Source organism: Mesorhizobium sp. M5C.F.Ca.IN.020.32.2.1, from assembly GCF_004023105.1.
In the GTDB taxonomy this organism is placed as follows: domain Bacteria; phylum Pseudomonadota; class Alphaproteobacteria; order Rhizobiales; family Rhizobiaceae; genus Mesorhizobium; species Mesorhizobium wenxiniae.
In genome coordinates this window covers 1-5,122 of the sequence record NZ_RZSX01000452.1, presented here as the reverse complement: position 1 = coordinate 5,122, position 5,122 = coordinate 1, and the positions used below count along the sequence as shown (strand labels likewise).

Genomic DNA, 5,122 nt, shown 5'->3' with positions numbered 1-5,122 from the left:
ATCTAAGAGAGGTGCTAGAAGAAGCCGGCCACGGGCCTGATGCCGCTCAGCCCGGCTTCTTCTAGCACCTCTCTTAGATAGGCCTGCGTCTCGCTCTCTTCGTTCGAGAGCTCCGGATTGCGGTGGAGGTGGCGGCGGATCTCGACCATCCTGCGATCCAGCGCGGCATCCATCAATTCCTTGCCGGCTTCAGCGTTTGACATGGATCTCTCGCGGGAAGCTGGTCAGCGTCTCGCAGCCGTCGGCGGTGACGAGGATCGTTTCGCTCACTTCGATCCCCCAGCCATCCATCCACATACCGAGGATGGAATGAAGGACGTTGCCCGGCTTCAAAATCGTCTTGTCGCCCTGGCGCAGGCTGATCGTGTGTTCGCCCCAGTCTGGCGGATAGGCGGCCCCGATCGAATAGCCGATGCGGGACTCCTTCTTCAGGCCGTAGCGCTGGATGACCTTGCGCCAGCTCGCCTCGACGTCTTCCGCCACAACACCAGGCTTGATCGCAGCAAGGACGGCCTCCATGCCTTCGAGCACGGCCTTACCGGTGTCACCGACCTTGGCGGGCATGGCGCCTAGCTGAAGCGTCCGTGCCAGACCGGCAGCGTAGCGGCGCACGACCCCGGCGAGTTCGAGTGCGACGGTTTCGTTGTCGCCAAAGCGGCGGTCGCTCCACATGATGTGCGGTGCCGAAGCGTTTTCGCCGCCCAATATGGTCGGCGGCAGGGCGGTGATGTCGCCAGCGAAATTCGGCGAGCCGGCTATCTGAGCGGCCTGGATCTTGGCGATGGCGTCGCACTCGCGCACGCCTGGCGCAATCACGTCATAGGCCGCGGTGACCGCCGCCTCGGCAAGGCGCGAGGCGTTGCGGAGGTAGCCGATCTCGGCGTCCGACTTGACGCTGCGGATCCAGTTCACCAGAAGGTCGGCATCGTGGAAGATTGCATTGGGCAGGCCCGCGGTCAGCCGCGCATGGGCCTTCGGGGAATAGTAATAGACCTCGAGCTCGATGCCTATATTGCCGCGCCCCCACCCCTTCTTCTCGATCCAGCCGGCAATCCAGTCCATTGGATGGCGGTCAGGCCGCTGGACATGATCTTCCGGGAAGCCGACGACATTCTCGGGCTTCATCCATGCCGTCAACAGTCCGCCAGCGGCGTCCATGGCGCGCCCGACCCAGACGGGCTCCTCGTCCGCAAGCGGCACTAGCACCAGTTGCGGCGTGTAGAACGACCAGCCGTCATAGCCGGTGATGTAGTGCTGGTTAGCAACGTCGTTGACAACGAGAAGATCGAGACCGCGTCGTGCCATCTCCGTTCGGATGGCGGAAAGCCTGTTCCGGTATTCGTCCAGCAGGAAGGGCAATGGTATCATATCGAAATCCTCCTATTCTATCGCGTCCGAGTGTCTTCACCTAGCGCCAGAGCGGGCGAGGCCGACCCGGTTTGCAATGGGGCAATCGAGAAGAGCTGATCGAAGCTGGAGCTCTTCGAACACCCTTTCTCCGGCTGGTATGCTGAGGCCATTCAGCAAAGGAGCGCCATACCCGATCTTCAGAGAACAGCACGGCGCTCTGCTAGTGGCAGTTCGGTATTCTTTCGTTACTTAGCCTCCGATCGATTTGCCTGGTTCTATTTTCCTCCGGCAGGTTCGACCGCATTTCTTTCCGTTGATAAATCGGCAATCGTGATTGATGCGGCGCGCATCCGTAGGCCTCGCGGTACGCTTTTGAGAAATGCGATGCAGAGACAAACCCGCAAGCCATCGCGATTTCAACGACCGGCAGGCGCGAGCTGATCAGTAACAGGTGCGCTCGTTCCAGACGAAGATCCAAATAATAGCGGCTCGGAGAACATCCCAATTCCCGCCTAAACAGCCGCTCGATTTGACGGCGGGATAGGCCGGCTGACCCCACAAGTTCGTCCAATAGCAATGGCTCCGCGAGGTTTGCCTCCATCTCCTCTATTATCTTGATGACCGCCTGGTGGTTTAGTTTCACTCGAGAATGAAGGGGTAGACGTTGGCGGTCACCCGCTGAACGGGTCTTACACGCGATAGCTTTTTCGCAAATACGGTTGACGACTATCGTCCCATGGTGGCGATCAACCAAATCCAGAAACATGTCGAAGGGGGCGTCCCCCCCGGCGCAAGTGTATAGGTCCCCGTCCCGCTCGAAGGCAGTTTGAGTCGCTACCACGCCTAGGAACCGCTCACAGAATATCGGAAATTGCTCCCAGTGAACCGCGCAACGCCGCCCTTCTGCAAGCCCCGCCCGAGCAAGCGCAATAGTACCGCTACTTATCCCTATGAGGCTGCCGCGGCGATTGCGACACTCTCTGAGCCAGGCATCAAGCTGTTTGTGCGGAGTAGGAGCATTGCGGCCGCCGACGACCACGACAGCCGGTGCTGAGATCGAGCCACGAGTTCTTTCACGCTCGAACGACAACGAAGAATCGGCACAAACCAACAACCCGCAACTCGAGGCCGCAGGTTGCCCGTCGTCCGAAATGACCTGCCAGCTATACACCTCCCGCCCCACCACCTCGTTGGCGAGCCTAAGCGCTTCTACTGCCGACGAGAAGGCATGAAGCGAAAAGGCAGGCAGAAGGTAAAAGCAGAAATTTCGGCATGTGGACTGCGAGTCTAGCATCCCCGGGGGTCCTTTCTCCTACCCTGATCTCTCGTAGGCCCGGCGGCCATGCCAAAACTGCGCGACCGACTTCCTTGGAGACCAGAGCAGCTACGCAACACGAAGTGCTCTGCGCCTATCGAACCGTATTCGACAGCATTCTAGCGAAAGCGTTGCTTGCTGCTTCGGAAGACTCGATCGCCCCGAGTTCCAGACAGCTAGGCTCCGCTCTTCGGCGCTGTTGGTGCCGCGCCCACCGCAGTCGGGGGCCCGATGATCTCCCGCTGAGCGTCATTTAATCTGCCCGCTCGCGTCCCGGTGAACCGCTCGATAGAGCGGGCCAGGGCTGCGCCTGTCGAACGTCGGCAGACTACTGCAGGTTCGGCTGCCGTGCGCCTCAGATGTTAAGCCCGTCTCGCGTGAGCTCATCCATAACGAAGCGAACTGCACTTTCAGCGATGCCAACGATTTCTTCGACTTCAGCCTTGGTTGTCACCAAGGGAGGAGCGAAGCCGAGAATGTCACCATGCGGCATGGCGCGAGCGATCAGACCGCGTTCACGCGCCGCCTTGGACATTCGTGCGCCAATCTTGAGTGTTGGATCGAAACGCTTCCTGTTGTCTCGATCGGCCACAAACTCGATTGCGGCCATAAGGCCGACGCCGCGCACTTCGCCGACGATCGGCAACTGCGCGAATTTCTCCTTCAGCTGCGCTTGGAAGAATGCACCGACCTCGCGAGCGTTCCCCGGAAGGTCTTCTTTCTCGACGATGTCCAGCACCGCGTTGGCCGCGGCAGCCCCGATTGGATGACCTGAATAGGTGTAACCGTGCGAGAACGCACCGACCTTGTCCGCCCCGTCCTCCAGGACCTCGTAAACCTTTTCACCGACAATTGCCGCGGAAAGTGGGAAATAGGCCGAAGTCAGACCCTTTGCGATCGTGATGAGGTCTGGCTCGATGCCATAGTGCTGCGAGCCGAACATGGAACCGGTGCGGCCGAACCCGGTGATTACTTCGTCGGCAATCAGAAGCACATCATGCTTTTTGAGGACCTTCTGTATAGCTTCCCAGTAGCCTTCCGGCGGGGGCGTGATGCCGCCGGTGCCGAGCACCGGCTCGCCAATGAAGGCGCCAACGTTGTCCGGGCCTAGGCGCTCGATCAGTTGGTCAAGCTCGACGGCGCGGCGAGCGGAGAATTCGCGTTCGGTCTCGCCCGGGGTCGCGCCCCAATAGTGATGCGGCACACCGGTGTGAACGATCTGCGGGAGCGGCAGATCCATATTGTCATGATAGAAGCTCATCCCCGTCATCGAGCCGGACACGACGCTGCACCCGTGATAGCCGCGTTCACGCGAAATGATCTTCTTCTTGTTCGGCTTTCCACGCAGATTGTTGTAGTACCAGACAAGCTTGGCCTGGGTCTCGTTCGCATCCGAGCCGGACATGCCGTAGAACACCTTGCTCATCTTCCCAGGCGCCATCTTCACGAGGCGATCAGAGAGGATGGCGAGCTCATCGCTCGTGTGCGCCGCATAGGAGTGGTAATACGCGAGGCGATAGGCCTGACGCGAGATTGCTTCAGCCACCTCGGTTCGGCCATAGCCGACATTGACGCAGTAGAGGCCGGCAAAACCGTCGATAAATTGGTTGCCATGCGCGTCCTGAATGCGGATTCCCTTCCCTGTCTCGACGATCGTCGGCTCTCCGAGCTTACCGGTGGCGAAATCCTTGAGCTGCGTGAATGGATGCAGGACAGCGTTTCTATCCTTTTCGCTGATATCCTTGATGTTGATAGTCATAGGGCTTTCCTTTCAGTCTAAGATGTTGCCGATGCACACGTATTTGGGTTCGAGATATTCGGCGAGGCCATGTCTTGAGCCCTCCCGGCCGAGGCCGGATTGCTTCCATCCTCCGAAAGGTATGGGCGCGCCGGTAAATTTCGGGGTGTTGACGGCGACCATGCCGTACTCCAACTGGTCGGTCAGCCGCATGACGCGGTTCAGATCTCTTGTGTAAACGTAAGCCGCAAGGCCCATTTCCGAGTTGTTGGCCCGCGCAAGCACTTCCGCCTCGTTATCGAACGGAAGGACTGCAGCGACCGGCCCAAAGGTCTCTTCCTTGGCGATCAGCATGTCGTCAGTGACGTCGGCGAGAACAGTCGGGGTCACAAAATTGCCGCCGAGCGGACTGTCCTGTCCGCCAACAACGATGCGGGCTCCGGCACAAAGAGCTTCGGAAACCTGTCGCCTGCACTTTTCCGCGACAGAGGGTTTGGTCATCGGGCCAATGTCGACACCGGGCTCGAATCCGTGCCCGACTTTCAGTTTACTGGTGGCCTTCGCGAATTCCTCCACAAACCTTTGATAGCTTCCCCGCTGGACATAGATCCTATTTGCTGCCAGGCAGTCCTGACCGGATGTGGCGAATTTGGCTGCCATGCATCCGGCCACGGCAGTCTCCAAGGGTGCGTCATCGAGAATGATACAAGGAGCATTGG

General features: G+C 59.4%; 5 protein-coding genes. All 5 read right to left on the bottom strand.

Going from position 1 to position 5,122, the window contains the following annotated elements:
- Positions 1-14: 14 nt before the first annotated feature.
- A complete protein-coding gene (locus EOA86_RS39520; protein ID WP_128343457.1) occupies positions 15-203 on the bottom strand; it encodes a hypothetical protein in 189 nt (62 codons plus the stop codon).
- Complete coding sequence (locus EOA86_RS21440; RefSeq protein ID WP_091598618.1) at positions 190-1,368, bottom strand: M24 family metallopeptidase; 1,179 nt, start codon at positions 1,366-1,368, stop codon at positions 190-192. The genes EOA86_RS39520 and EOA86_RS21440 overlap by 14 nt, the downstream gene beginning before the upstream one ends.
- A 202-nt stretch (positions 1,369-1,570) precedes the next feature.
- On the bottom strand, positions 1,571-2,644 hold the full coding sequence (locus EOA86_RS21435; RefSeq protein WP_236473034.1) for a GlxA family transcriptional regulator: 1,074 nt from the start codon (positions 2,642-2,644) through the stop codon (positions 1,571-1,573).
- A gap of 376 nt (positions 2,645-3,020) precedes the next feature.
- Positions 3,021-4,424 carry an aspartate aminotransferase family protein gene (locus EOA86_RS21430; protein ID WP_091598615.1) on the bottom strand — a complete coding sequence of 468 codons (1,404 nt, stop codon included), beginning with the start codon at positions 4,422-4,424 and terminating at the stop codon, positions 3,021-3,023.
- A gap of 12 nt (positions 4,425-4,436) precedes the next feature.
- Positions 4,437-5,122, bottom strand: a 686-nt coding sequence (locus EOA86_RS21425) for an aldehyde dehydrogenase family protein (RefSeq protein WP_128343455.1), incomplete at its 5' end; no start/stop codon positions are given.